Here is a 22,908-nt window from a genome sequence, read left to right on the forward strand (position 1 = left end):
CGCCGGCCCCAACAGCGCCGATGGCGAAGGCGTCCAATCAGGCCGCCCTGAGAGAACCCCGATGGACACCCGTTCCCTGACCGAGTTCGAACTGGCCGAGCAGCCGGTTCAGCGCATCGACCTCTGTTGCCAGGGTGTGGCTTGCGGCAGTCATCTCCTCGACCATTGCCGCATTTTTCTGCGTGTCCTGATCCATCTGGTTGACGGCAACGTTGATCTGCTGGAGGCCGGACGACTGTTCCTGCGCGGATTCCACGATCGCGGCGACGTGCTGGTTGATCTCCTGCACTTCGGCAACGATGACATCGAGCGCCTTGCCGGTGTCGCCGACAAGATGCACGCCGTCTTCGACCTGCTGGTTCGACTTTGTGATCAGCGACTTGATTTCCTTCGCCGCGGCGGCGGAGCGTTGGGCAAGCTCACGCACTTCCTGCGCCACCACGGCAAAACCCTTGCCCGCCTCGCCGGCACGCGCCGCTTCCACCCCGGCATTCAACGCCAGCAAATTCGTCTGGAACGCGATCTCGTCGATCACGCCGATGATGCTGGAAATCTCGTTTGACGATTTCTCTATCCGCTCCATCGCCAGCACGGCCTGCCGTACGACCTCACCCGACCGTTCCGCGCCGATGCGCGTGCGGGAAACGAGCCGGCCCGCCTCATGTGCACGGTTCGCGGCATCCTTTACCGTTATCGTGATCTCCTCAAGGGCGGCAGCGGTTTCTTCAACGGCCGCCGCCTGCTGCTCCGTTCGCCGCGCCAGATCATCGGACGCCGCCTTGATTTCATTGGCGCCGGCATCGATGCCAGAGGCATTTTCCGATACCCGCAGAAGCGCGTCCTGCAATTTCCCGGCCGAGCCGTTGAAGTCGCTCCGCACCGCATCGAGCTGCTCGACAAAGGGATCGTCTATTCGACAGGACACATCGCCGTCGGCGAGCTTTGCCAGCGCATAGGCCAGGCTGTCGACGGCAAAGCGGATGCTGCTCGCCTCATCGGCGGCCCTGCGTTCCCGGACCGTGCGCTCTTCTTCGCCAAGCGCGCGGTTGCTCTCCGCCTGCTGTTCCAGCGAGGCCTTTTGTCGATTGTTTTCGCGCAGAACGTCAAGCGAGCGGGCAAGATCGCCGATCTCGTCCCTTGTCTCGATATCCTTTAGTGTCAGCTGAAGATTTCCCTGCGCAATCTGGGCGGTCTCATCGATGATGTTGGCGATGCGCCCGATGAACCGCCGCGCGATGAACCATCCCGCCAGCGCCAGCAGCACGGTGGCCGTCACGATCGTCACAGCGGCGTCACGCATCATGGCATGCAGCTGCGCAAGCACTGTTTCTTCCGGCACCGAGATGATTGCGTACCATTTCATGTCCTGGGTAAGCATGACGGGCAAGGCGATGGCGAAGGACTTCGTTCCGTCCTGTGTGGTAATCTCCCGCTCCGCACCGGGATTTGCAATCAGCTGATCCCAGCCAGCGGTCTGCGCACCGCCATCCGCAAGGCTTTTTCCCATGATCGCCGCATCCGGATGGCTGATGATCTTGCCGCCGCCGCTGACGAGACTGACGAAACCCGTTCCCATGGGCCGCACGGTCGAAAGCGCCTTGCCTGTTTCATCAAGCGACAGGTCGAGGCCAGCAACGCCCAGAGGTTTGCCATCGACCATAACCGGCTTGGCGATCGAGGTGATCAGAACCTCCTTGCCGTCGATTGCATAAGAATAGGGTTCGATGACGACCGTTTTCTTCAGGGTAAAGGGCAATTGATAATAATCGCCCGGGCCTGCGGTGGCATAGTCGGTCAAAGCGGTATTGCTTGTTTTGCCGCCGCTGCGTACCCAATAGGGTATGTACCGGCCGGTCGCGTCATGGCCTTCCCTGTTGGCGAAATCCGCGTCCTTACCGTCAAACGCATTGGGCTCCCATCCGGTCCAGAGGCCAAGGATATCGGGGTTATTGGCCAGCATCTGGTGAATGATCTGATCGGCCTTGCCCCGGTCGGCATCACCTGACTGTTTCATCGATTCCAGAACGGAGGCGAGGCTGTTGACGATGTGAATGGTACCGCCGATATTCTTTTCGGTCACTAGCGCTTCGGCATGGGCGATCTGCCGCATACGCTCGAGATTGTTGGCCCTGGTATCCTCCATGGACCGATAAAACAGCACGGCCGAAGCCGCGATCGTCGCAAAGACACCACATGCGGCAACCGCAAAAATATTCCGGCCCGTTGTCGATTTAAAAAGCATGTCCCATCCCTCAAAACTATGCTGCGACGGTAGCGGGAGTTACGGGTGCGTGCGCAACTGTTGGCGACCGGGCTGGAGAGTGAGCTTAAGAAATTAAGTTTAAGATTTACTTTCAATTCTATTTTTCACACGCAATTAAAAAACATCAATACTTTATAAAGTTGCAATATTGAAGTATATACAAGCTATTACGCGATATTTTATCCCCTGCACAGATACTTCTCTGCGCAGGGGCTCTGTTTGATGCAGCGCGGAATTGCGCTCTGCCGAAGCCGGAGACTATTGCGGCAACCTCAAGGCGCTCCAGAAGCCGCGCAACTGTGCGGTCAATTCCGCATAGAGACCATAGCGCCGCCCATAGTGCGAGACTTGCGCAGCATCCGGCTGATAAGCATTCGCGACCCGTGTCATCGCCGCAACCGCCTCCTCATAATCAGGATAAAGCCTAATCGCCACGGCCGCGCCAATGGCCGCGCCGAGTGCGCCCGTCTCGCGCGCCTCCGCGACACGCAGCGGAATTTCCAGAACATCAGCCATGATCTGCGGCCAATGCTGGCTGCGGGAACCGCCGCCAGACATCACGGCGCTTTCCACCGGCAATCCCGCTTCGCGCAGGACACCGATATGGCGACGATGTTCGAAACACACACCTTCGAACAGGGCACGCAACATATGGCCCTCGCCATGCCATCCGGCGAGGCCATAAAAGCCGCCCCGAAATTCCGCACCCAGCCTCGATCCGAAAATGAACGGATGAAAAAACGGATCGTCGGCGCGCGGTGTGACGGAACCGACCAATTCGTTGCAGCGCTCGAAGGCATGGTCACCATGGTCGCCGCGAACACGATGCACGTACCATTCAAGATTGGCGGCGGAGGTGGCGCTGGATTCGATATTGACATAGCGGTCACGGCCAAAGGTCGTGACCATGAAGACATCGGGACTGATGACCGGTTTGTCTGCGAAAACCTGATTGATGCTCCAGGTACCAGCGATGATGGACGCTTCCCCGGCATTGATGACGCCCGACCCCATGGCGCTGGAGACCACATCAAAGAAACCGCCAATGACGGGTATGCCTTCAGGCAACCCCGTGATGTCAGCAGCCCCGCTTGTCACATGGCCGACAATATCAGCCGATTCCACGAGACGGGGGAAGAACGCGAACCCATCCTCAAGATCGTAAAGTGACAGGAGCTCGCGGTCGAGCCGCGCTTCCGGCAAGGCCAGCAGCCCCGCACCACTGAGGTCCGAAATATCGTTGGCAAGGCAATCCGTCAGGCGGAAATTGACGAAATCCTTGCAGAACAGGACCGTGCCGATCTGCCCGTATAGATCGGGCGCATGCCGTTTGACCCAGGCAAGCAGGCTGGGTGTTTGCGCAGGCCATGGCCGCTGCAGGCAACGAGCCTGCAACTGCGCTCCGCTTTTCCGGTCAAGCTCTGCCGCCACATCGGCGGCGCGGCTGTCGAGCGACTGGATGCCGATCAGGGGCTGCTGGTTCTTGTCCAGAAGGTAAAGACCATTGCCGTGGCCGGCGCAGCCCACCGCCAGAATGCTGGAGGGATCGACAGAGGATTTTACCAGCAGCTGGCGGATCGCCTCGCAGCCGTTCCGCCATAATTCCTCAAGATCGCGCTCGACATAGCCGGGCTGAGGGAATGTCGACTGTCCATCGATGGCGTGTTGCGCGATCTGCCGGCCCGCCGTGTCGAACAGCACGGCCTTGATGACCGTGTTGCCGACATCGAGACCCAATATGTAATTTTTGTCAGCCACGATTATAGATATCCCATGCTTCCTCACCACCTGCACCCTGATGGATGATGGCCATCAACGCCGCAACGACGGCCTTGGGATTGTCGTGCTGATAGATATTGCGCCCATAGACCATGCCGTTCGCGCCTTCGGCCACCAGAGCCGCCGATTTTGCCAGTACATTGCGCAAGTCCTCACGTCCCCCGCCCCGCACCAGCACCGGGCACCGCGCGGCTTCGATCACCTTGTGAAAATCGCGCGGATCGCTGGTCGGATCGGCCTTGATGATATCGGCTCCCATTTCCGAGGCAAGACGCACCAGCGTGACGATCTTTTCCGCATCGCCATCCACCTGATAACCGCCCCTGATATCATTGGGCAGCATCACCAGAGGTTCGATCATCAGCGGCATGCCGAAACGATGGCAATCTGCCCGCACGCGACTGATGTTTTCGACGCATTGACGAAACAGGTCCGGCTCGTCCGGCAGCATGAACAGGTTCACGACGACGCAGGCGGCATCCATTTCCAGCGCACCGATGATCGGATCGTGATGGTTCTGTAACTGCGACCACATCGTTCTGTGGCGCGTGGAATTATAGGGATTGCCCATGTCGATACGCATGACGAGGGCCGGCTTGTCGCGCTCCGGCCGCTGCTGCAGCAGATCGGCCTGCCCATAGGCCATCTGGATAGCATCGGGACCGGCCTCGACCAGCCTGCCCACGGTCTGCGCCATATCCTCCAGCCCGACAAGGAAGCTCGGCTCGTTGCAAACCCCGTGATCAATGGCCACATCGAGGCAGCCGCCATTGCGAAACAGCCGGTTCATGCGCGCCTTTTTCGAAATCCGCATCATCATGCATTCTCCTTGCATCTGTGTTGAAGCATTGCCGGCGTGACGCCGTAAAAAGTCTCCAGCTCATCGGTAAGCCGCTGCCGTTCCGCTGCCGCCTGGGTGGTCGGCCAGCCCAGCTCGCGTGCCGCGACGTTCAAGATCGCGTCGATCAGTTCGGCATCGATGACGCCGGTGATGGCGAGCGTCGTGCGCCGCAGGACGAGATCGGTCAGGTGTCGGACATGTTCGCAGCGGATCAGCCAGATCACCTCGGCGGCGGTGATCGACGATTTTTCTGAAAGCGGCGCATCATCTGCGCGGTCCCGGCAAAAGCCCATCAGATCGAAGGCGCGGGAGCCGTAAGCCAGAACCAGATGCTCCGCCCGGTCTCCGGCGATCGAAAACTCCTCGGACAGCAAGGCCGGCAGGCTGCCTGCGCCGGTGGGAAAATTCCTGCCGCCGCCGATTGGGCGATCCATGGTACCGGTCAGTCGTCTGCGTCCAAGAAAGGCCAGAACCTCGTCGGTCACCTGCTCACCAAAGGCTCTGAAGGTGGTCCACTTGCCGCCGATCATGCAGAGCTGTGGCGGATCGCCCGCAACGCGGTGGATGAAATGGCTGCGGGATATTTTTCCGGTAAAGGCGGCATCGCTGCGCGGCAGCGGGCGTATGCCGCTGAAACTGAAGACAATGTCGGAATGGTCGATGGCAATCTGCGGAAAGACCTGCCGGATCGCCTCGATAATATAATCCCGCTCCTCGGGCTCGCAGCGCACCCGCTCGGGCCGATCCACCTTGATATCGGTCGAGCCAGCGAGAACACGGCCGAGATAGGGAAAGAGGATACAGACGCGATTATCGGCATTCTCGAAAAAGATCATATGGCCGTTCAGGGCCTTGAGAAGCGCGTCGTTGGCGATAATCAGATGTGATCCCTTGGTTCCGGAGACGGTCGGTTTTGCTTTCTCCGCCACTGGTCCGGCGGTCAGCGTGCCAATCGTCTCGTCGATCCATGCGCCGGTCGCATTGACGATGATCCTTGGGCGGATGGGCAGAGTTTCATCCGCGCCCTCCAGCCGAAGACGGTACTCATCGCCAAGACGGACAAGTTCGGCATAGTTGAGCGCAATGCTTTGCGGCGCATCGGTACGGGTGTCGATCAGAAGCTCCAGCGCAAGCCGTTCAGGCTGGCTTATCCACGCATCGTAGTAAGTGGCGGAGTATCTGATTTCCGGCGTCAGATCCGGCCAATGCTGCAAAGTCCCGGGCGCGCCTCGAAACGCGTGACGGGGCAGAATACGGTTTTTTCGGGTGACAAAATCATAGAGCATGAGACCCGCCTTGATGGCGAGAGCGCCCCGGCTTGCGGGTTTTCCGCCTGAGCCGGCAAAGGTTGCTGCCGCGTTGAAAAGGCCGCTGAAAGTCGAGAAAATCGGGATCGTGGTCGGCAGCGGACGAACCATATGCGGGGCGAGTCTCAGAAGTGCGTCCCGCTCCCGCAAAGACTCTGCCACGAGGCTGAATTCACCGTTTTCGAGATAACGCAGGCCGCCATGGATCATGCGCGAGGGTGCGGCGCTGCAGCCTGAGGAGAAATCGTTGCGTTCGACCAGCAGCACCCGCAGCCCCTGCAGGGCGAGATCGCGATAGGCGGCAATTCCGTTGATGCCGCCGCCGATAACGACGGCATCAAAATCACCATCGTGCCGGATGCGGCGCAGAGCGTCCTCGCGAAAACTGGGCATAGAAATACCGTTCGCTGGCTGATGACCAGCGTCCCAATGTTGTTGACCGTTTAAAGCGACGTGAGAGACGGGACGAAAATGATGCGCTGTTCGCCTGAAGTCCCGTCTCAGCTTACATAATCAGGTATCGAGCCCCACAAGATGCTCCGCGACGCCGGCACTGATGAGCGCCAGTTCACTCTCCGTGAGGCGAAGACGCGCCGCCGCGGCGTTTTCAACCGCCTGAGCCGGATCACGCGCGCCACACAGCGAAAATGTTATGCCCGGCTGCGCAATCGTCCAGGCAATCACCACCTGCGCGACCGAAGCCTCATGGGTGGCCGCCACCGGTTCCAGCACCCCCATCAACCGTGCGATTTTCTGGCGGTTCGCCTGACTGAAGCGCGGGTTGCCGTGACGCTGGTCGTCTTCCGCAAAAACCCGCTCCGGCCCAACCTTGCCCGAGAGGAGACCGAGCGCCAGCGACGAATAGCTGAGAACCGAGACGGCATTCTCCAGGCAAAGCGGCAGGAGCGTCGTCTCGATACCGCGCTTCACCATGGAATATTCTTCCTGAATGGCATCCAGCGCGCCGGTTGCGATATAGGCTTCGAGATCGTCCGGCGAAACGTTGCTTGCCCCGATGGAACGGATCTTTCCCTCCTCCTTCAGCCGCACCAAAGCCCCGACCGTCTCGGCAATCGGCGTCGTGGCGTCCTGCCAATGGGTGACGTAATGGTCGATATAGTCGGTTCCGAGCCGTTTCAGGCTCTCTTCGACCTCATGCCGGATGGACGCGGCGCCGAGATAACGGTGAACCGGCTTGCCATCCTGATGGAAGAAATAGGCACCCTCATTCACATGCCAGACAAGCCCGCATTTGGTGACCAGCACCACCTTGTCACGCCTGCCGGCAATTGCCTTGCCGACGATGGTTTCCGCAAGCCCCATGCCATAGGCCGGTGCGGTATCGATGAGGGAAATTCCCGCATCGATGGAGGCCTGTATGGCGGCGATGGATTGCCGCTCGTCGGTGCCACCCCACATCCAGCCACCGATGGCCCAGGTGCCAAGCCCCACGGCGGATGCGCTGATGGCGCTGCCGCCGATCGTCCGGGTCAATATTGCATTGTCTGTCACGAGGTTTCCCCTCCTTCATGATCCAGTAAATAGCCGGCTATTGCCTCGTCCACGACGAGCGAGGTCAGATAACGGCCGGCAAGCGTGGCAGCCACCGGTCCAGCCTTGATGGCGCCTGCCGCCACGCCAATGATATTCGGGCACCGGGCAAGCTGCCCGGGGTCCAGCGCCACCACGCGCGAGTTGAGATCGATCCGCGCCAGCTGCCCGTCCGCCATGGTGAGGTGGGCAAGAAATTCCCCGGCAATGCCCGCATCCACCAGCGCCTGCCCGCCACGGGCGGCATCCGGCAGAAGATCGTAGTAGCCGGAGCCCGGCGCCTCCACCGAACCGATGCCGACCAGCGCCACCTGCGCCTGCCGCGCCAGATCGAAGACCTCGCGGATCGATGCGACGTTCATCAGCAAATCGCGCTGTTCCTCATCCTCGGCAAACAGCGGCGCATGCACGAGCGAGGCGCTGCCGCCGAGTTTCTCCGCCAGCTGCGTGGCGAGATGATTGACATCCGTATAGTGCTTGCCCTGCACGCCGCCCGTCAAAGGCACCACCCGCACATCGAAACGACGCTCCGCCTGCAGATTGTCGACAACCGCGCTCACCGCCTTGCCGCCCGTAATCGCGATCACGTCACCGTCACGGATCGTCTCCAGCAAATGGTTGGCGGCCACCCGACCCACCATCTGCAAGGCGGTTTCCGGATTATCGGATACCGTTGGTGTGACCACCGACTGCCTGAGGCCGAAACGACGGGTGATCTCGCTTTCGAGATCCACCAGCCTCTGATAGGGGCTAGCGATGGTGATCTTCACCATGCCCGCCTTGCGGCCGGCCGCAATCATGCGGTTCACCTTGGTATGGGAAAGATTGAGCCGCTCGGCGATCTCTGACTGCTTCACCCCCTCGATGAAATGCAGCACCAGGACGGAATACATCTGTCTCTGTTGATCGAAATCGTCCTTGATATCCAGCATGATCGTCTTTCTCCAGTTACCCATGGGCGTTCAATGGGCGCTCAGCGGCGACGCCTGACCAGATAGTGGTCGAACAGAACCGCAGTCAGCAATATGCTTCCCCTGATGATGTCCTGCCAGTAGACAGACACATTGAGCAAGGCAAGCGAACTGGAAACGACCGAGAGAAGGATCGCCCCAAGGATTGCACCGAGAATGGTGCCCGAGCCGCCCGAAAGGCTCGCGCCGCCGATAACCGCCGCCGCAATAACGTTGAGTTCCATGCCGACGCCAAAGCTCGGCTGGGCAGAACCGAAGCGGGCCATGTAGATAACGCCTGCCACACCGCACAGCATCGAACAAAGCGTGGTGGTGGCAAACACGACCCGGCCGACGCGGATGCCGGAATAGGCTGCGGCCTTGGGATTGCTGCCGGTATAGAACACCTTACGGAAGGCGGTCGTGCGCCGCAGCAGCAGATCGAAAGAGACGACCACCACCGCAAATATGATCAGCACCAGCGGAATGCCGCCAATCACACCCTGACCGATGAATTTGAATTCGGGCGGCAGGGAATAGAGCCCCAGTGGCCGCCCGCCGGTTGCCAGCAGGCAAACACCGCGCGCAATCACCATGACGCCCAGCGACACGATGAAATGATGCAGGCCGATGACCGTGGTCAGAAATCCCATCGCCATGCCGACCAATGTCGTCAGGCAGATCGCCAGCCCCGCCGCCACCCAGGGATCGACGCCATTAAGGAAAAGCCAGCCGGCCGCCACCATCGCCAGTGCGGTGACGGAGCCGACCGAAAGATCGATGCCGCCCGAGATCAAGAGGATCGTCATGCCAACCACGACAATGCTTTCAATGGCGAAGACCATGGCCATGGCCCGCAGATTATCCACGGTCAGGAAATACGGAGATATGAAGGACATCACTGCAAAAAGCGCAAGGATGATGACGATCAGCCCGGTTTCCCGCGCCTTGAGCGCCGGCTCCCACCAGGCGGTGCGGCGAACCGCCGTTTCGGCAAGGCTTGAAGGTGTTTCCGATGTTGCCATTTTCCCGCTCCCTCAGGCCCTTTCCGGGCTATGCACAATATTGATCGATGCAAGCTGCATGATCTTTTCCTCCGTCATGTCTTCGCCCTCGACCTCACCCGTGATCCGTCCCTCGCGCACCACCAGCACGCGATCGCTGACGCCGATAAGTTCCGGCAGTTCCGAAGAAATGACGACCACGCCGACCCCCTCACGCGCCAGTTCCCGGATCTGGCGGTGGATTTCGGCTTTCGCACCCACATCCACCCCGCGTGTCGGCTCATCCAGAAAGATGACCTCCGGCTCTACCGACAGCATCTTCGCCAGCGCTACCTTCTGCTGGTTGCCGCCGCTCAAGGTCGACACCGCATCGCCAACACTGTTCGCCCGCAATTTCAGCCGACGTCCCAGCTCATCGGCCCGCTTCATCTCCTTGCGCCGTTCGATGAAGCCCATGCCGTTCGATACCCTGCCGATATCGAGCGCGGAGACATTCGAGGCGATGGACATATTGAGGAACAGCCCGTCCCCCTTGCGGTCCTCGGACAGATAGACCAGCCCCTCGCGGATGCTGTCACGGTAGTCTTTCAGCCTCAGCGGCCGGCCACGCAGCGTAACCTCGCCTCTCGGTTTTCCCTCCAACCGGCAGACCGCCCGGGCAATCTCGCTTCTTCCCGCACCGATCAGCCCTGCCAACCCCAGGATTTCGCCCCGACGCAGATCGAAATTGACATCGAAAACGCGCTTTCCTTCATTCAAGCCCCGAACCGAAAGAATGATGTCATCGGATTTCTCGTCGTCCGAAAGCTTTGGCGGGTAGAGCTTGTCGAGCACCCGTCCGACCATGCTGTTGACGACCTCCTCGGGGGAAATGTCGGCAATATTCTCCGTCCTGATATGGCAGCCGTCGCGCATGATGGTGATGCGGTCGCAATGGTCGAAAATCTCCGCCATGCGATGCGAGATATAGATGATGGCAATGCCCCGTTCCGCCAGCCGGTGCATGATCCTGAAAAGCGTCTGGGCTTCGGTCTCGGTCAAAGCCGCCGTCGGCTCGTCAAGGATCAGGATGCGGCAATCCAGCGTCAGCGCCTTGGCGATCTCGACGATCTGCTGTTGCGAAATCGAAAGGTCGCCGGCGCGGCGGGTGGGATCGATATCGCCGATTTCCCGCAGCACGATTGCCGCCTGCCTTTCGAGGTCGCGATAGTTCATGAACCAGGAACGGCTTTGGCCGGTCTGCGACATGAACATGTTTTCGGCGACCGAAATCTCCGGGCAGAGCGCGATCTCCTGATGCACGAAGCCGATGCCAAGCCGGTTCGCCGCATTGGGCGAGGATATCTTGACCGGTTTGCCATCCAGCAGGATTTCCCCGCCATCCGGCTGCAAAATGCCGTCGATGATATGCATCAGCGTCGACTTGCCGGCGCCGTTTTCACCCGCCAGCGCGTGGATTTCGCCGCGCCGCAGCTCAAATGCCGCATTGCGCAGCGCCCGCACGGGGCCGAACGCCTTGTGAATATTCGTCATGCTGAGGATGACCTCACCCATAACGCCCTCCCGAACCTGCTTCCCCATATGGCCGGCGAGGCGCAAACCTCGCCGGGTCCAGAGCGACGCGTCAGCGCCCCTTCATATAGTCGTTGAGATCGAAGGAAGCGGCGTTCGCCTTGGTGATGACGGCGAAGCCATTGTCCATCGAAGGAACCTGCATCGGGTTGAAGCCGGAAACCTTGTAGTCGTTGAAGGGGTCGATCAGATCCGAATGGGCGCCGAGAAAGGTGTTCATGAAACCCATGAAACCCTGAACGCCCTGATTGGGATTGATGGACATGTAGATATTGCCCTGCTTGATATGTTCCAGCGTTGCAGGCGTGATATCCGCATGCAGGATCAGGACCTTCTTTTTTGCCTCGAGAACAGCGGTGGTCGCGCCTTCAGCCGAACCGGCCTCGGGTATCCATAATGCGCCGAGATTTGGATTGGCCTGCAGCAGGGCGCCAACTGCCTGATAGGCGACATTCGCATCCTGGTTGGTCGCCTGGCGGCCGACCAGCTTCATTCCCGGATAGGTGCGCCCCATATAGTCGATGAGGGCGGTGACGCGCAGATCGTGATTGCTCTGTCCCGGATTTTCCAGAACGGCATATTCGCCTTTTTCACCAAGCTTCTTGACGATTTCGTCAGCCGCGAATTTCGCCTCGGCGACATTATCAGAGGTGATGTAGGCAGTGCGCTTCGACTTCGGAGAATCCGCCGCAAAAGTCGTCACCGAAACGCCGGAGCCAATCGCCTTGTTGATGGGTTCGATAAATGGATCGGCCTGCATCGGGTGCAGCAGGATGCCTTTCGGCTTCTTCACGAGTTCCTGCTCGAAGGACGCGATCTGCTTGGTGATGTCATATTCCGGCGTACCGGTAAAAACGGCCTCGCAGCCGAGCGCCTTTGCTGCCTGCTTGAAGCCCTCAAAGACCGGCACCCAATAGGGGTGGCTGGAAACCATGACGTTCATCACATAGGTCTCGCCCGGCTCGCAGGCGAATTTGTCCGCAGCGACGGCCTGAGAGCCGGCACCAGCGGAAATCGCCACGGCTATAACACCCGCGGCAGCGGTCGATTTCAGAAAAGCCAACATATTCCCCTCCCAAGGACAATGACTTAGTCCGCAATAAATTTTATATGATGTAATTTATTGCATGTCACTTGAGATAGCCGGAAACCGAGGTCACGTCAACGTGGTTTGAATTTTATTTTGTATCGTGAAATTTATTGCGAGACACGATTGCGGCCAAGATTGAAACCAGCGCAAACGATTCCCGCCTTGTCGATTTCCTGATGTCGACCAGGTCCCGAAGAATTCTTAAGCTTGAGAAAGGAGGTTGCGGTAAGCGCAGGCCAGAAACGAAAAAAGGGTTTCTGATTGCTCAGAAACCCTTTTCATGAATTCGGATGGTGGGCGTGACAGGGATTGAACCTGTGACCCCTACGATGTCAACGTAGTGCTCTCCCGCTGAGCTACACGCCCTCCGTGGCGGCGGATAGACCACAAAACCGGTTGATGCGTCAACTGCTTTTTTTCGGTTTTGTGAAGGTTTTTTGAGAGGCCTTACGCCACAAGGAGTTTGTTGACCTCATCCACCAGATCGCGCAGATGGAACGGCTTGGAAAGCACCTTGGCGTCCTTCGGAGCCTTCGAATCGGCGTTCAGTGCAACGGCTGCAAAGCCGGTGATGAACATGACTTTGAGGTCCGGGTCGAGTTCGGTCGCGCGCCGCGCAAGCTCGATGCCGTCCATTTCGGGCATGACGATATCGGTCAGCAGGAGCGAAAAGGGCTCTTCGCGAAGCCGGTCATAGGCGCTGGCGCCGTTGTCGAAGGAAGAAACCTTGTAACCGGCTTTTTCCAGCGCCTTGACGAGAAAGCGGCGCATATCGTTGTCGTCTTCAGCGAGAAGAATTTTCTGATTCATCATAAGTGACCGTAACTACTCAATGTTTGAAATACCCTAGCCCGATTATAGGATTTTCACGGTAAATATCCTGTGAACACGTGAATCGGTATAGCGCTGCTTAGGCGATAGTATGGACTTGCCGCACCGTAACTGGCAACATGAACATCCCGATTGTTTGCGACATGGTAAATGGCACTGAATGGACTGGGTAACGGGTGAATATGAGCTTTTTGAGGTAACGGAACCTGCCGTTCAAACCCTGCCATTTGTCTATAATTCCCCCCATAGCGGCCGCTGCTACCCCATTTCCTTCCTGGAATCGGCACGGCTCGATTCGCACGAGATCCGCCGCTCCGAAGATCACTTCGTCGACGAGCTGTTCGCGGCAGCACCGGAGATCGGCGCACCGCTTCTGAAGGCGAATTTCCCGCGCGCCTATCTGGACGTCAATCGCGAACCCTACGAACTCGATCCTCGCATGTTCGAAGGCACGTTGCCGCCTTACGCCAATATTGGCTCCATGCGGGTCGCCGGCGGTCTGGGAACGGTGCCGCGCATCGTCGCCGAGAATATGGATATCTATGCCCATCGCCTGCCGGTCGACGAGGCGCTTTCGCGGATCGAGACGATCTACAAGCCCTACCATGCCTGCCTGCGCCGCCTGCTGTCACGCACCCACGCCAATTTCGGAATGGCGGTGCTGATCGATTGCCATTCCATGCCGGGCAATATCCGTGTCGCCGGTTCAAATCTCAGGCCAGATGTGATCATCGGTGATCGCTACGGCACCAGCGCATCCCAGGAAGTCTCCCGCGCCGCCCTGCATTTTCTCGAGGAACTGGGTTTTGTCGCGGTCTGTAACAAACCCTATGCCGGCGGCTTCATCACCGAACATTATGGCCGGCCGATCCGCTCGCTGCATGCGCTGCAGATAGAGGTCAATCGCGCACTTTATGTCGATGAAAAGACGCTTCTTAAAAAAGCCGATTTTCCGGCCATTCAGGCATCGCTTGAAATCTTCATGCGCCAGCTCGGCGTCTTCGTTTCCGAATACGCAATCGAAACGTCGCTCGCTGCCGAGTAGCAGCTCGAATCACCCACAAATTCAATCTTTATCCCGGATCACCTGGCGGCTTGCCGGGCAAAAAAAACCGCGCCTTGGCGCGGTCAAGTCTAGGGAGGAAACACCCAAGGAGGGTATTTACAGTCAAAGACTGCAGGGTAACGCTACGCAGTATCTGCACAATTGTCAATCATTTTATTTTATGCATATTTTTTAGGCTTCTGCTGAAAATATGGAAACACCGGTCCCGTCATCCGTATCAGTGGACGGCGGATGTGATTCCGGTCTATGCATTGCGCCACAGAATTCAGACCCAATATTCAGGCGATGAGGTTTCGCATGCTGCCCGACCGGGATTTCTTCTTCAAACTTGCCGATGCCGCCAGCGCCGAGACGCTTCCCCGCTTCCGCACGGGCATTGCCGTCACCAATAAGCAGGATGGTGGCTACGACCCGGTGACGGAAGGCGATCAGGCAGCAGAAACCGCCATTCGCACCCTGATTGAAGCACATTTTCCGCAGCATGGTATTCTCGGCGAAGAACACGGCAATGTCGGCCTCGACCGCGAGCATATCTGGGTCATCGACCCGATCGACGGCACCCGCGCCTTCATTTCCGGCGTGCCCGTGTGGGGCACGCTGATCGGCTTCCAGTCGGCCGGCCGCGCCACGATGGGCATCATGGACCAGCCCTTCACCAAAGAGCGTTATTTCGCCGATGGCGAGGCGGCGTGGTATTTCGGGCCGGATGGCGAGCGGAAAATCCGCACGCGCAATTGCGCTTCGCTATCGGACGCCGTTTTGTTCACCACGACTCCCCACATCTTTACTGCGGAAGAAAAGCCCCTTTACGAAGAAGTGCAGGATCAGGTCCGCCTTTTCCGCTACGGCGTGGATTGTTACGCCTATTGCCTGCTGGCGGCCGGCCATGTCGATCTGGTGATCGAATCCGGGCTGAAGCCCTATGATGTCGGCGCTTTGATCCCTGTGATCGAACAGGCCGGCGGCATCATGACCACCTGGGGTGGCGGGCGCCCGGAAAATGGTGGTCGCATTCTCGCAGCCGGCTCAAAAGCGGTGCACGAACAGGCGCTCGCCATTCTCTCCAAACTCTAGGCAGCCCGCTTGGGCGGCCATCACTCCGGCGCGAAAAACGCGTCGATGGCCGCCAGCGCCTGTTTGCGGAAAACATCGCGCTCATGCAGCAATTCGTGGCGCGCGCCGGTTATCGGAAGAAGCTGCGCCGCCCGGAAATTGCGTGAGAGTTCTTCCTGCGCCTTATAGGGCGTGATCGTGTCCAGCATCGGCGCCAGAATAAGCGTCGGTACGGTAATATTCGTCAGGTGATCCTGGCGTTTCACCCGGCCCATGGTCTTCAGCGCCTCATAGACCCAGCGCGCCGTCGGCGCACCGATGAACAATTCCGAAAACTGCCGGTGCAGGGTCAGATTTCTGGCAAAACGCCTGGCGTCCGAGGTCAGCGGATTGCCGTCGAAATCCCGTTCGCGCTGGTCTCTGCCGAGCTGAACCCTGCCGAGACCGACAAGACTCAAGGCCGTCGCAACAATCCGGATCACGGGTGAGGGAACCGATTGCTGGCTATCCAGCTCGATGAAGGGCGAACAAAGGGCCAGACGGTCAATGCGGTTCGACAGGCCGGGAGCAGCCGCAAGTGCTGCAAGCGCGCCGGTAGAATGCGCGATCATGAAGAATGGCAGCCGCGTATCCGGCAGCACCACCTGCTCGAGAAAAAGGCTGATGTCATGCTGGTAGTCGGAGAACCGCCGCACATGCCCGGCACCCGGCTTCTTGAGCAGCCTCTCGGAACCGCCCTGCCCGCGTGTATCGAAGGTCGCAACCCAGAAACCCATGGCGGTAAGATCGCCAACCGTTTCGAAATATTTCTCGATACATTCATTCCTGCCATGCAGCAGAACCACCGTTCCGCGGGCAATATGGCGGCTGGCGCGGAAGATTGCATATCGAAGCTGTTTGCCGCCATGGCCGGTAAAATATCCGACGGTATGGTTGCCGGGAACCGGGTTGTCTTCACTGGCGCGCAATGTGGCTTCGATCATCGGTCTTTTCCGGCTTTTGTGCCTTTTCGGGATAGGTCGGCGGCGCGGGAAGGTCAAAGAAAAAATTGCCGGAACCGTCGGTTAAAGCAGTCGCGGTTCCGGCGAATAAGACAGAAGAAGAAGGGACGTTATTGCTTCTGTCCACGGAGAATGTCTCCGATGACCGATGTTTTATGGCTCTCAAACTGAACGATGCCGGAACCTGACGTTCAGCCATGGTTCATGTTGCTTTCACCTTTTCACGCCCCTTGACGCGGCGGCAAGCCATTCCCATCTCATTCATGCGGTCGCCAGAACGGGACCGCGCCATATGTCCGGCCGTAGCCAGAACGGGACGCCGGACTTAACCGCAAACAGTCGCTTCTTAAGGAGGACACCATGCGTCACGTTGATTTTTCCCCCCTCTATCGTTCCACCGTCGGCTTCGACCGTCTTTTTTCGATGCTTGACGGCCTCGGCCAGCCCGAACAGGCCCAATCCTATCCGCCCTACAATATCGAGCGGACCGGCGAAAACACCTATCGCATCACCATGGCCGTTGCCGGTTTCGATGAGAACGAACTCAGCATCGAATCCCGCGCCAATGCGCTGACGGTGAAGGCCGAGAAGGCCACGGATGAAAAAACCACCGAGGGAGAATTCCTGTATCGCGGCATCGCCACGCGCGCTTTCGAACGCCGCTTCCAGCTTGCCGACCACGTCGAAGTCCAGACCGCTTCCTTGAAGAACGGGCTGCTTCACATCGACCTCGTCCGCAATATTCCGGAAGCGATGAAGCCGCGCCGCATCGCGATCTCGTCCGACAGCGCCGATGCGCCGAAGACAATCGAAGCCCAGATTTCCCCGGCTCAGGTCAACTAAGCTTTTCTGACATGCAAAAAGAACGGCCCCTTAGGGGGGCCGTTTTTGTTTGCGGAAATCCTGTTAGCGAGCGGATGCCGCCGCACCCTCTGCAGCAGCCGTTTCCGCGATCGCTGCCTTTTCATGCGCCTTGCGGGCATAACGCTGAGCAAGAACCGCGCAGACCATCAGCTGTATCTGATGGAAGAGCATGATCGGCAGAACGATCGCGCCAATGCTCTGGCCGGCGAAAATCGCGCCCGCCATGGGAACACCACTTGCGAGGCTCTTCTTCGATCCGCAGAAGGTGATGGTGATTTCATCGGCCTTCTCGAAACCGAGCAGACGGCTGCCGAACATGGTTACGCACAGAACAAGCGCCAGAAGCACGATGTTGATGAGGATGACAACGCCGATATCCCTGAGCGAAAACGTGTGCCAGATGCCCTCGATGACAGCGTCGGAGAATGCGAGATAGACCACCATCAGGATCGAACCGCGATCGACCGGGGACAGCAGCTTCTTGCGCGCCCGGATCCAGTCGCCGATCCAAGGCTGCAGAGCCTGCCCGACGATGAACGGCAACAGAAGCTGCAGGAAGATTTGCAGGAACGCGTCCAGCGAAAAGCCGCCGCCATGGCCGCCCACCGTAAACAGCAGGCCAACCAGCAATGGCGTGAGGAACATGCCGAAGATATTCGAGGCCGAGGCCGAACAGATCGCCGCTGGCACGTTTCCGCCCGCCATGGAGGTGAAGGCGATGGAAGACTGCACGGTGGATGGCAGCACGCAGAGAAACAGCACACCCATATAAAGCGGTGCCGGCAGGATGCTTTCGGGAATGAAACCGATTGCCACGCCGAGAAGCGGGAAAAGGCCGAAGGTGACGAGCAGGATCGCCAGATGCAGGCGCCAGTGCAGGATGCCCGCAATCACCACATCCCGCGAAAGCCGCGCACCATGCAGAAAGAAGAGAAGCGCGATCGCCAGTTTCGTCGCAAGGCCGAAATACTCCGCCGGCTCGCCGCTAATCGGCAAGATGGAGGCCAAAATCACGGTGGCCACCAGCATCATGGTGAAACGATCGGGCAGGAAGCGGGTCATGGGAGGTCTTTCCGGCATCGGTTTTGCTTGAAACGGGCGTCACTATCGCTCATCATGATTTCGGATGCAAAGATTAACAGTTATCACGATTTGAGATAATGCTGAACCTTCAACATCTTGCCAGCTTCGTCATGCTTCAGCAAACCGGCAGTTTCACGCTTGCTGCCGAGCGGCTGGGTATTGGCCAATCCACCGTCAGCCAGCATATTCAAAGGCTTGAGGCAGCCCTTGGCCGCCGGCTGATCGCCCGTAGCACCCATCAGGTGAAACTGACTGGCGAGGGCGAGGCGCTGCTTGGTTATGCCCGCAACATGCTGGAGATCGACAGCAAGGTCTCATCGCTCTTCAGCGAAAACCGTCTGCGCGGGCGGCTGCGGCTCGGCGTCTCGGAGGATTTCGTCGCCAGCCGGCTGACGGCCATTCTGGAGGAATTCATTCGCCTTTATCCGTTGGTGGATCTCGAATTGACGGTCTCGCTGAGCGGCGTGCTTTACCAGATGCAGGATAATGGTGAGCTGGATGTGGTGCTCGCCAAACGCCGCCTCGGCGACAAGCTGGGTCACTTCCTTTACCGCGAACCGCTGGTCTGGCTGGCGCGCGACCCGGAACGCATGCTGAACCAGCCGGACGCCCTGCCGCTGATCGCCTTTCCGCCGCCCAGCATCACCCGAAAGGCGGCGCAGGAAGCATTGGACCGGGCCGGCCTCTCCTGGCGGATCGTCTGCACCTGCGGCAGCCTCAGCGGACTTACCGCTGCCGCAAGAGCGGGCATGGGCATTCTGGTGCAGCCACGCAGCATGGCGCCGGCAGGCCTCAAGGAGATTGCGGCGGGTGTGCTGCCGGCTCTGGAGGATGTGGAATTCGTGCTTCAGCCCAGCAAGGGCGCGGATACGAAGCTGGTGCGCGCCCTTTCCGATCTCGTGTCGAGCAAGAGCATCGCACCTGGCAGCTTCGTATAGATTTCCTGGCGCATTTCCGAAAGCAAAACCGCTTCACACTTTTGCTGGAAATACTCTAGTTTTCCCGTTTCGAGAGGCAGCGGCCGACGCTGTCGCGCCAGCCGGCAATAGCGTTTTTCCGCTCGCCCTCTTCCATATCCGGGCTGAAACGGCGATCACGCCGCCAATGGTCGGCAAAGGCCTTGCGGTCCGGCCAGATACCAGCGCGCGATGCTGCGAGCCATGCGGCACCGAGAATGGTCGTCTCGAGAAAGACAGGACGATCGACGGGTGCTGCAAGAATATCCGCCAGCCGCTGCATGGTCCAATCGGAAGCGACCATGCCGCCATCGACCCTCAGCACCGTCTTGCCATTATCACCCGCCCAGTCCTTGCGCATGGCGTCCAGCAGATCGAAGGTCTGGTAGGCCACGCTTTCCAGCGCCGCGCGCGCAAATTCCGCCGGGCCGGTGCCGCGTGTCAGGCCAAAGATCGCACCCCGCGCCTCGGCGTCCCAGTAAGGCGCGCCAAGACCGGTAAAGGCCGGTACGAGATAAACACGCTGCCTTGGATCGGCCTTTTCGGCAAGCGCACTGACTTCTGATGCAACCGAGATGAAGCCAAGCTCGTCACGCAGCCATTGCACGGCGGCACCTGCGATGAAGATCGAGCCTTCGAGCGCATAGGTCGTGACGCCATCGAGGCGGTAAGCGATCGTCGTCAGCAGGCGATTGGTGGAGGCGACGCGATCAGTGCCGGTGTTGAGAAGCGCAAAGCAGCCGGTGCCATAGGTGGATTTCATCATGCCCGGCTCGAAGCAGGCGTTGCCGATCACGGCCGCCTGCTGATCGCCGGCGACGCCAAGGATCGGGATTTCCGCACCCAGCAGCGACCTGTCCGTCACGCCGAAATCGGCGGCGCAATCCAGCACTTCCGGCAGCATGGCGCGCGGAATATCGAGGATCGACAGGAGTTCATCATCCCAGGCGTTGTCTTCGATATTGTAGATCAGCGTTCGCGAGGCATTGGTGGCGTCGGTCACATGGCGGCGGCCACCGGTGAGACGGTAGATCAGGAAACTGTCGACCGTGCCGAAGCAGATTTCCCCCTTCACGGCTTTTTCGCGAAGGCCGCTGACGCTGTCGAGAAGCCATTTCAACTTCGTGCCGGAAAAATAGGGATCGAGCAGCAGCCCGGTCTTTTTCGAAAAAAGCGGCTCGAGTCCCCGGCGTTTCAGATCCTCGCAGACAGGCGCGGCGCGCCGATCCTGCCAGACGACGGCGCGATGCACGGCCTCACCGGTATTACGGTCCCAAAGCACGGTCGTTTCGCGCTGGTTGGTGATGCCGATCGCCGCGATATCGGATGCGGCGATGCCGGCATCGGCAAGCGCCAACCGGATGGTTTCCAGCACACTTTTCCAGATATCCTCTGCATCGTGTTCGACCCAGCCGGAGGCCGGGAAATGTTGCGGAAATTCTCGCTGCCCGACACCGATGACCCGCATGTCGCGATCAAAGACCATCGACCTTGTCGATGTCGTTCCCTGATCGATCGCCAGAATATAACCGCCCATTATGCTACTCCCTTTCAGACGCAATGACGGGGCGGCAAAGCCGCCCCGGTTTAAGATTTCATGCAGAAATTACTTCTGCCAGCTTTTGACCAGTTCGTCGTAATTGACGGTGACCGGCTTTTCCTTTTCGTTGGCGATCTTCAACTGCGGCGCCAGATTGCCCTTCGAAACGGCATCCTTGTTCCAGTATTCGATATCGTGCTCTTCCGCCAGTTTCGGACCGATATCGCCCTGCACGCCGGCACGTTCCAGACGGCTCATGACTTTTTCTTGCTCGGCGCAGAGAGAGTCCATTGCCGCCTGAGCCGTCTTTGCGCCCGAAGACGCATCGCCGATCGCCTGCCACCACAGCTGTGCCAGCTTCGGATAGTCAGGAACGTTGGTGCCGGTTGGCGACCACTGCACGCGGGCCGGTGAACGATAGAACTCGATGAGACCACCGAGCTTGGTGGCCCGGTCCGTGAAGCTCTTGTGGTGGATGGTGGTGTCGCGAATGAAGGTCAGACCCACATGGCTCTTTTTCACATCCACGGTCTTGGAGGTCACGAACTGCGCGTAAAGCCAGGCGGCCTTGGCGCGGTCGTCGGGGGTGGATTTCATCAGCGTCCACGAACCCACATCCTGATAACCGAGTTTCATGCCGTCCTTCCAGTAGACGCCATGCGGCGAAGGTGCGACGCGCCATTTCGGCGAACCGTCCTCGTTCACCACAGGCAGGCCGGGCTTGGCCATATCTGCCGTGAAGGCCGTGTACCAGAAGATCTGCTGGGCGATGTTGCCCTGCGCCGGCACCGGGCCGGATTCGGAGAAGGTCATGCCCTGCGCTTCGGGCGGCGCATATTTCTTCAGCCATTCGAGATATTTCTCGATGGAATAGACGGAAGCCGGACCATTGGTATCGCCGCCGCGCGCCACGCAGGAACCGACCGGCTGCGACTTGTCGTTGACCTTGATGCCCCATTCATCGACCGGCAGACCGTTTGGCAGGCCCTTGTCGCCGTTGCCGGCCATGGAAAGCCAGGCATCGGTGAAGCGCCAGCCGAGCGACGGGTCCTTCTTGCCATAGTCCATATGGCCAAAGACCTTCTTGCCATCGACATCGCGGCCGGTGAAGAATTCGGCAATATCCTCATAGGCCGACCAGTTGACGGGCACGCCGAGGTCATAACCATATTTGGCCTTGAAATCGGCCTTGTTCTTTTCGTTGTTGAACCAGTCATAACGGAACCAGTAGAGGTTCGCGAATTGCTGGTCGGGAAGCTGGTAGAGCTTCTTGTCCGGCGCCGTCGTAAAGGCGCTGCCGATGAAATCCTTGAGGTCGAGACCGGGATTGGTGACGTCCTTGCCTTCATTGGCCATGAAGTCGGTCAGGTTGCGCACCTGCTGGTAACGCCAATGGGTGCCGATGAGGTCACTGTCATTGACCCAGCCGTCATAGAGGTTCTGACCGGTCTGCATCTGGGTCTGGATCTTTTCGACCACATCACCTTCCTGGATCAGGTCGTGCGTGACCTTGATACCGGTAATGGCGGTGAAGGCCGGAGCCAGAACCTTGGATTCATACTCATGGGTCGTGAGCGATTCGGAAACGACCTTGATCTCCATGCCCGCGAAAGGTTTCGCGGCATCGACAAACCATTGCAGCTCCTTTTCCTGATCACCACGCGAAAGCGACGAGAGATCGCCGATTTCCTTGTCCAGAAACTGCTTTGCTTCCTCCATTCCGGCGAAAGCGGAACCCGTCATTGCCAGCAGCATGGCCGCCGTCGTCGTCATCAGATGCCGTCGCATATCAGTCCTCCCAAGGGTTTGCGATTGCATGAAGTCTGCTGGTGCGGTTTTCCTCCGCCGCACCTTTTTCCTGCTCTAGACAAAACGGAAAACGCCGATGGCGTAGACCGCAGACAGAGCGAGAGCCCACCACAGGTTCGGGCCGACCAGCCCGAGCCATGCGAGATGAATGAAGGCGCTGCCGAGCAGCGAGATGAACAACCGGTCGCCGCGCGTGGTCTCGAAGCGCAAGATGCCGAAGCGGGGATTGCCGCCGGGCGAGAGATATTCCCAGAACCACATGCCGACGAGCAGCACGGCAATGGCGCCGAAAAACGCAGCCGTCTGCCAGGTCCAGGCCATCCAGGTAAAATCGGGCATCTTCGTCAT

The 22,908-nt window shown here is 59.1% G+C and carries 20 protein-coding genes and 1 tRNA gene; 4 read left to right on the forward strand and 17 right to left on the reverse strand.

From position 1 onward, the window contains the following. Window positions 1-37 precede the first annotated feature (37 nt). The 11 genes from V6S97_RS16135 to cpdR all read right to left on the reverse strand — a co-directional run bounded on the left by V6S97_RS16135 (window position 38) and on the right by cpdR (window position 13,167). A complete protein-coding gene (locus V6S97_RS16135) occupies window positions 38-2,242 on the reverse strand; it encodes a methyl-accepting chemotaxis protein (protein ID WP_334427480.1) in 2,205 nt (734 codons plus the stop codon). Window positions 2,243-2,521: 279 nt separating this feature from the next. Then, window positions 2,522-4,021, reverse strand: a complete 1,500-nt coding sequence (locus V6S97_RS16140; protein WP_162697155.1) for an FGGY-family carbohydrate kinase — start codon at window positions 4,019-4,021, stop codon at window positions 2,522-2,524. Beyond that, window positions 4,014-4,856 carry a class I fructose-bisphosphate aldolase gene (locus V6S97_RS16145; RefSeq protein ID WP_003505929.1) on the reverse strand — a complete coding sequence of 281 codons (843 nt, stop codon included), beginning with the start codon at window positions 4,854-4,856 and terminating at the stop codon, window positions 4,014-4,016. Before V6S97_RS16145 ends, V6S97_RS16140 begins: the two co-directional genes overlap by 8 nt. Before the next feature lie 2 nt (window positions 4,857-4,858). Beyond that, window positions 4,859-6,583: a glycerol-3-phosphate dehydrogenase/oxidase gene (locus V6S97_RS16150; RefSeq protein ID WP_112357015.1), complete on the reverse strand. Its 1,725-nt coding sequence runs from the start codon at window positions 6,581-6,583 to the stop codon at window positions 4,859-4,861. A gap of 120 nt (window positions 6,584-6,703) precedes the next feature. After that, window positions 6,704-7,702 carry an aldo/keto reductase gene (locus V6S97_RS16155; RefSeq protein WP_112357016.1) on the reverse strand — a complete coding sequence of 333 codons (999 nt, stop codon included), beginning with the start codon at window positions 7,700-7,702 and terminating at the stop codon, window positions 6,704-6,706. Beyond that, window positions 7,699-8,673: a sugar-binding transcriptional regulator gene (locus V6S97_RS16160; protein ID WP_003505921.1), complete on the reverse strand. Its 975-nt coding sequence runs from the start codon at window positions 8,671-8,673 to the stop codon at window positions 7,699-7,701. Before V6S97_RS16160 ends, V6S97_RS16155 begins: the two co-directional genes overlap by 4 nt. Before the next feature lie 41 nt (window positions 8,674-8,714). Continuing rightward, entirely contained in the window at window positions 8,715-9,716 is a 1,002-nt protein-coding gene (locus V6S97_RS16165) for an ABC transporter permease (protein WP_003505919.1), read from the reverse strand. 12 nt (window positions 9,717-9,728) lie between these two features. Beyond that, window positions 9,729-11,249, reverse strand: coding sequence for a sugar ABC transporter ATP-binding protein (locus V6S97_RS16170; RefSeq protein ID WP_112357017.1), 1,521 nt, complete (start codon window positions 11,247-11,249; stop codon window positions 9,729-9,731). A gap of 70 nt (window positions 11,250-11,319) precedes the next feature. Next, on the reverse strand, window positions 11,320-12,333 hold the full coding sequence (locus V6S97_RS16175) for a substrate-binding domain-containing protein (protein WP_107676694.1): 1,014 nt from the start codon (window positions 12,331-12,333) through the stop codon (window positions 11,320-11,322). A 315-nt stretch (window positions 12,334-12,648) separates the two neighbouring features. Then, window positions 12,649-12,723: transfer RNA gene (locus V6S97_RS16180), tRNA-Val, on the reverse strand. 81 nt (window positions 12,724-12,804) lie between these two features. Beyond that, window positions 12,805-13,167: a cell cycle two-component system response regulator CpdR gene (gene cpdR, locus V6S97_RS16185; protein WP_003497910.1), complete on the reverse strand. Its 363-nt coding sequence runs from the start codon at window positions 13,165-13,167 to the stop codon at window positions 12,805-12,807. A gap of 181 nt (window positions 13,168-13,348) precedes the next feature. Here cpdR and V6S97_RS16190 point away from each other — a divergent pair, with 181 nt between their 5' ends. Then, a complete protein-coding gene (locus tag V6S97_RS16190) occupies window positions 13,349-14,233 on the forward strand; it encodes an N-formylglutamate amidohydrolase (protein WP_003505913.1) in 885 nt (294 codons plus the stop codon). A 318-nt stretch (window positions 14,234-14,551) separates the two neighbouring features. Then, on the forward strand, window positions 14,552-15,328 hold the full coding sequence (hisN, locus tag V6S97_RS16195) for a histidinol-phosphatase (protein ID WP_113101151.1): 777 nt from the start codon (window positions 14,552-14,554) through the stop codon (window positions 15,326-15,328). A 20-nt stretch (window positions 15,329-15,348) separates the two neighbouring features. Here hisN and V6S97_RS16200 read toward each other — a convergent pair whose 3' ends face one another. Beyond that, window positions 15,349-16,290, reverse strand: a complete 942-nt coding sequence (locus tag V6S97_RS16200; RefSeq protein WP_112357019.1) for an alpha/beta fold hydrolase — start codon at window positions 16,288-16,290, stop codon at window positions 15,349-15,351. Beyond that, window positions 16,262-16,507, reverse strand: a complete 246-nt coding sequence (locus V6S97_RS16205; RefSeq protein ID WP_020810333.1) for a hypothetical protein — start codon at window positions 16,505-16,507, stop codon at window positions 16,262-16,264. The genes V6S97_RS16200 and V6S97_RS16205 overlap by 29 nt, the downstream gene beginning before the upstream one ends. A 161-nt stretch (window positions 16,508-16,668) precedes the next feature. Between V6S97_RS16205 and hspL the strand changes: the two genes are divergently transcribed. Then, the gene (hspL, locus tag V6S97_RS16210; RefSeq protein WP_003505905.1) at window positions 16,669-17,151 is read left to right on the forward strand and encodes a heat shock protein HspL; all 483 of its coding nucleotides are present in this window, start codon (window positions 16,669-16,671) and stop codon (window positions 17,149-17,151) included. A gap of 63 nt (window positions 17,152-17,214) precedes the next feature. Here hspL and V6S97_RS16215 read toward each other — a convergent pair whose 3' ends face one another. Next, window positions 17,215-18,234, reverse strand: a complete 1,020-nt coding sequence (locus V6S97_RS16215; RefSeq protein ID WP_003505904.1) for a bile acid:sodium symporter family protein — start codon at window positions 18,232-18,234, stop codon at window positions 17,215-17,217. A gap of 98 nt (window positions 18,235-18,332) precedes the next feature. Here V6S97_RS16215 and V6S97_RS16220 point away from each other — a divergent pair, with 98 nt between their 5' ends. Continuing rightward, window positions 18,333-19,193, forward strand: coding sequence for a LysR family transcriptional regulator (locus V6S97_RS16220; protein ID WP_060723063.1), 861 nt, complete (start codon window positions 18,333-18,335; stop codon window positions 19,191-19,193). Window positions 19,194-19,248: 55 nt separating this feature from the next. Here V6S97_RS16220 and glpK read toward each other — a convergent pair whose 3' ends face one another. The 3 genes from glpK to V6S97_RS16235 all read right to left on the reverse strand — a co-directional run bounded on the left by glpK (window position 19,249) and on the right by V6S97_RS16235 (window position 22,908). Then, window positions 19,249-20,748 carry a glycerol kinase GlpK gene (gene glpK / locus V6S97_RS16225; RefSeq protein ID WP_020810335.1) on the reverse strand — a complete coding sequence of 500 codons (1,500 nt, stop codon included), beginning with the start codon at window positions 20,746-20,748 and terminating at the stop codon, window positions 19,249-19,251. A gap of 69 nt (window positions 20,749-20,817) precedes the next feature. After that, the gene (locus V6S97_RS16230; protein WP_003505894.1) at window positions 20,818-22,539 is read right to left on the reverse strand and encodes an ABC transporter substrate-binding protein; all 1,722 of its coding nucleotides are present in this window, start codon (window positions 22,537-22,539) and stop codon (window positions 20,818-20,820) included. 75 nt (window positions 22,540-22,614) lie between these two features. Continuing rightward, window positions 22,615-22,908 carry a DUF2160 domain-containing protein gene (locus V6S97_RS16235; protein ID WP_003505892.1) on the reverse strand — a complete coding sequence of 98 codons (294 nt, stop codon included), beginning with the start codon at window positions 22,906-22,908 and terminating at the stop codon, window positions 22,615-22,617.

Origin of the sequence: Agrobacterium sp. CCNWLW155 (genome assembly GCF_036888815.1) — a bacterium.
Classification (GTDB): Bacteria; Pseudomonadota; Alphaproteobacteria; order Rhizobiales; family Rhizobiaceae; genus Agrobacterium; species Agrobacterium radiobacter.

Bases quoted from the DNA above. Each gene is read 5' to 3' on its own strand.
- V6S97_RS16135 (WP_334427480.1), bottom strand. From the start codon at position 2,242: ATGCTTTTTAAATCGACAACGGGCCGGAATATTTTTGCGGTTGCCGCA.
- V6S97_RS16145 (WP_003505929.1), bottom strand. From the start codon at position 4,856: ATGCGGATTTCGAAAAAGGCGCGCATGAACCGGCTGTTTCGCAATGGC.
- V6S97_RS16150 (WP_112357015.1), bottom strand. From the start codon at position 6,583: ATGCCCAGTTTTCGCGAGGACGCTCTGCGCCGCATCCGGCACGATGGT.
- V6S97_RS16160 (WP_003505921.1), bottom strand. From the start codon at position 8,673: ATGCTGGATATCAAGGACGATTTCGATCAACAGAGACAGATGTATTCC.
- V6S97_RS16165 (WP_003505919.1), bottom strand. From the start codon at position 9,716: ATGGCAACATCGGAAACACCTTCAAGCCTTGCCGAAACGGCGGTTCGC.
- V6S97_RS16170 (WP_112357017.1), bottom strand. From the start codon at position 11,249: ATGGGTGAGGTCATCCTCAGCATGACGAATATTCACAAGGCGTTCGGC.
- V6S97_RS16175 (WP_107676694.1), bottom strand. From the start codon at position 12,333: ATGTTGGCTTTTCTGAAATCGACCGCTGCCGCGGGTGTTATAGCCGTG.
- cpdR (WP_003497910.1), bottom strand. From the start codon at position 13,167: ATGAATCAGAAAATTCTTCTCGCTGAAGACGACAACGATATGCGCCGC.
- V6S97_RS16190 (WP_003505913.1), top strand. From the start codon at position 13,349: ATGGACTGGGTAACGGGTGAATATGAGCTTTTTGAGGTAACGGAACCT.
- hisN (WP_113101151.1), top strand. From the start codon at position 14,552: ATGCTGCCCGACCGGGATTTCTTCTTCAAACTTGCCGATGCCGCCAGC.
- V6S97_RS16200 (WP_112357019.1), bottom strand. From the start codon at position 16,290: ATGATCGAAGCCACATTGCGCGCCAGTGAAGACAACCCGGTTCCCGGC.
- V6S97_RS16205 (WP_020810333.1), bottom strand. From the start codon at position 16,507: ATGGCTGAACGTCAGGTTCCGGCATCGTTCAGTTTGAGAGCCATAAAA.
- hspL (WP_003505905.1), top strand. From the start codon at position 16,669: ATGCGTCACGTTGATTTTTCCCCCCTCTATCGTTCCACCGTCGGCTTC.
- V6S97_RS16215 (WP_003505904.1), bottom strand. From the start codon at position 18,234: ATGACCCGCTTCCTGCCCGATCGTTTCACCATGATGCTGGTGGCCACC.
- V6S97_RS16220 (WP_060723063.1), top strand. From the start codon at position 18,333: ATGCTGAACCTTCAACATCTTGCCAGCTTCGTCATGCTTCAGCAAACC.
- glpK (WP_020810335.1), bottom strand. From the start codon at position 20,748: ATGGGCGGTTATATTCTGGCGATCGATCAGGGAACGACATCGACAAGG.
- V6S97_RS16230 (WP_003505894.1), bottom strand. From the start codon at position 22,539: ATGCGACGGCATCTGATGACGACGACGGCGGCCATGCTGCTGGCAATG.
- V6S97_RS16235 (WP_003505892.1), bottom strand. From the start codon at position 22,908: ATGACGAAGATGCCCGATTTTACCTGGATGGCCTGGACCTGGCAGACG.